The organism is Gemmatimonas sp. (genome assembly GCF_044376735.1).
Lineage (GTDB): Bacteria > Gemmatimonadota > Gemmatimonadetes > Gemmatimonadales > Gemmatimonadaceae > Gemmatimonas.
This window is the reverse complement of the sequence record NZ_JBILKJ010000264.1, coordinates 1-2,825: the sequence shown is the minus strand read 5'-3', so window position 1 is coordinate 2,825 and position 2,825 is coordinate 1. Positions and strand designations below refer to the sequence as shown.

2 protein-coding genes are annotated in these 2,825 nt (G+C 65.6%); both read left to right on the top strand.

All coding sequences use genetic code 11. From position 1 onward, the window contains the following. Positions 1-757: efflux RND transporter periplasmic adaptor subunit (locus ACIRA7_RS16430; protein ID WP_396221909.1), on the top strand; the 757-nt coding region annotated here is incomplete at its 5' end. Beyond that, on the top strand, positions 754-2,825 hold a 2,072-nt coding region (locus tag ACIRA7_RS16425), incomplete at its 3' end, for an efflux RND transporter permease subunit (RefSeq protein WP_396221908.1). The genes ACIRA7_RS16430 and ACIRA7_RS16425, both read left to right, overlap by 4 nt.

Genomic DNA, 2,825 nt, shown 5'->3' with positions numbered 1-2,825 from the left:
GCAGCTCGATCAGACGTTCGCTGAAGCCGGGGCCCTCGCGGCCACGGTGGCGGCCGGACAGGCCTCACTGGAACGGGCGCGGCTCGACCTCGAGAACACGACGATCAGTGCCCCGATCTCCGGGCGCACCGGACAGATCACGCTCCGAGTGGGCAGTCTTGTGCGGGCGCAGGCCGACCCGCCGCTGCTCACGATCAACGAACTCCAGCCCGTGCTGGTGCGCTTCAGCGTGCCGGAGCAGGCGTTCGAGGAGATGCGCCGCCGCTCCGGCCTCGACAAGGCGCTCTCGGTGACCATCGTCCCCAACGTGGGCGACAGTAGCAAGAAGATCACCGGCACGCTCACCTTCATCGACAACGCGGTCGATCGCGCCACCGGCACGGTGCTGCTGAAAGCGCGGGTTCCCAACGCCGATCGCGCCCTGTGGCCCGGACAGTTCGTGTCGGTGGGGCTCCAACTCACGGTCGATCAGGACGCCATCACCGTGCCGTCCGAGGCGGTCGTCACGACCACCAACGGCGCGTTCGTGTATGTCGTGGAGAATGGCAAAGCCAAGCGGATGGTGGTGAAGGTCGGTCGTCCCGCCGGTACGCTCGTGAAGCTCGATAGCGGCCTGGTCGGGGGCGAGCAGGTCATCGTCGAAGGACAGAATCGCCTGCAGGACGGCGCCAAGGTCGAGTTGCGTGGTTCCCTCTCGAAGGGCGGACCGAGCGGCGCGAGTCGCGGCGCGAACGGCAAGCGGGGAGCTGCCCAATGAATCTGAGCGCGATCTGGATCAAGCGGCCGGTCATGACCACTCTGGTCATGCTGGCGATCCTGACGTTCGGCGTCGTGGCCTACCGGGCGTTGCCCGTCAGCGATCTGCCCACGATCGACTACCCCACGATCACCGTCTCCGCCGGCCTCCCCGGGGCGAGCCCCGAAGTCATGGCGACGTCGGTGGCCACTCCGCTCGAGCAGGCCTTCTCGACGGTGTCGGGCATCGAGAGCATCACGTCGTCCAGCTCGCAGGGCAGCACCAACGTCACGCTGCTGTTCGCGCTCGATCGCGATATCGACAAGGCGGCGGCCGACGTGCAGTCGGCCATCTCCAAGACGCTCCGCCAGCTGCCGCAGAACATCAATCCGCCGTCGTACAACAAGGCGAACGCGGCCGACTCGCCGATCATGATGTTCTCGATCAACTCCGACGTCCTCAGTCGGCAGGAGTTGAGCGAGTACGCCGAAACGTTCCTCGCCCAGCGCGTGTCCACCGTGACCGGCGTGGCGCAGGTGCAGGTGTACGGCTCGTCCAAGTACGCGGTGCGCGTGCAGCTCGATCCCGGCGCCATGGCCGCCCGCGGCATCGGTATCGACGAAGTACAGGCCGCCATCAACCAGGGGAATTCCAATTCCCCGGCCGGCGTGCTGATGGGTCCCAACCAGTCGTTCACGCTGCAGGCCTCCGGCCAGCTCCGCAACGCCACCGAATTCCGCAATCTCGTCGTCGCCATGCGCAACGGCGCGCCGATTCGTCTCGGTGAGCTCGGCAACGTGATCGACGGCCTGCAGAACATGCGCGGCATGAGTGAGATCAACGGACGCGCCAACACCGCGCTTGCCATCATCCGTCAGCCGGGCGTCAACACGGTGGATGTCGCCAAGGGCGTCAATGCGGTGCTCAAACAGCTCGAGCCGCAGCTGCCTCCCAGCGTCAGCATCGTGCCGATCTACGATCGCTCGATCGCGATCGAGGAGAGCGTCGACGACGTGAAGTTCACGCTCGTGCTCACGATCGGCCTGGTCGTGATGGTGATCTTCCTGTTCCTCCGGAACCTGCGCGCCACCATCATCCCCTCGCTGGCGCTGCCGTTCTCGCTGATCGGCACCTGCACGGTGATGTGGATGTTGGGCTACAGCCTCGACAACCTGTCGCTGATGGCCCTCACGCTCGCCGTCGGTTTCGTGGTGGATGACGCCATCGTGATGCTCGAGAACATCGTGCGCCACCTGGAGATGGGAAAGAAGCCCATGCAGGCGGCGCTCGACGGCTCGAAGGAGATCAGCTTCACGATTCTCTCGATGACGCTGTCGCTGGTGGCCGTCTTCATTCCGCTGCTGTTCATGCCGGGGCTCGTGGGGCGCCTGTTCCGCGAGTTCGCCGTCACGATCGGCGTGGCGATCCTCGTATCCGGCTTCGTGTCGCTGACGCTCACCCCGATGCTGGCCGCACGCTTTCTGCGTGAAGGGGAAGGGCATGCGCCGACCGACGGCAAGTGGCGCTCGGTCGAGCGCATGTACCAAGCCACGGAAGGGGCGTACGTGCGATCGCTGGGCTGGGTGATGAATCATCGCGGCCTCACGATGCTCTTCAGCGCGTTCACGCTGATCGCGACCGTCGGCCTGTTCATGTACATCCCGAAAGGCTTCCTCCCCTCGGAAGACACGGGACGCCTCTCGGGTTCGATCGAAGGACCGGAGGGCATCGGTTTCGAGGCGCTGTCGCTCAAGATCCGCGAAGTGGCCAGCATCATCGAGAAGAGCCCGAACGTGAAGTACACGCTGGCCTCGATCGGTGGCGGCCCGGGTGGTGGTGGCTCCAACAGCGGTCGCTTGCAGCTCACGCTCAGCGAAGATCCGAACCGTCCGCACGTCGACCAGATCATGCGCGAACTGTCGCGCGCCACGTCGAAAGTGCCGGGTGTGCAGGTGTTCTTCCGCAATCCGCCCCCGATCAACATCGGAGGGCGCCGCGGCAACAGCGCGTATCAGGTCTCGCTGCAGGGCCCGGACATCGCCGAGCTGTACACCGCCGCGCGCGCACTGGAAGCACGCATGAGGGATCT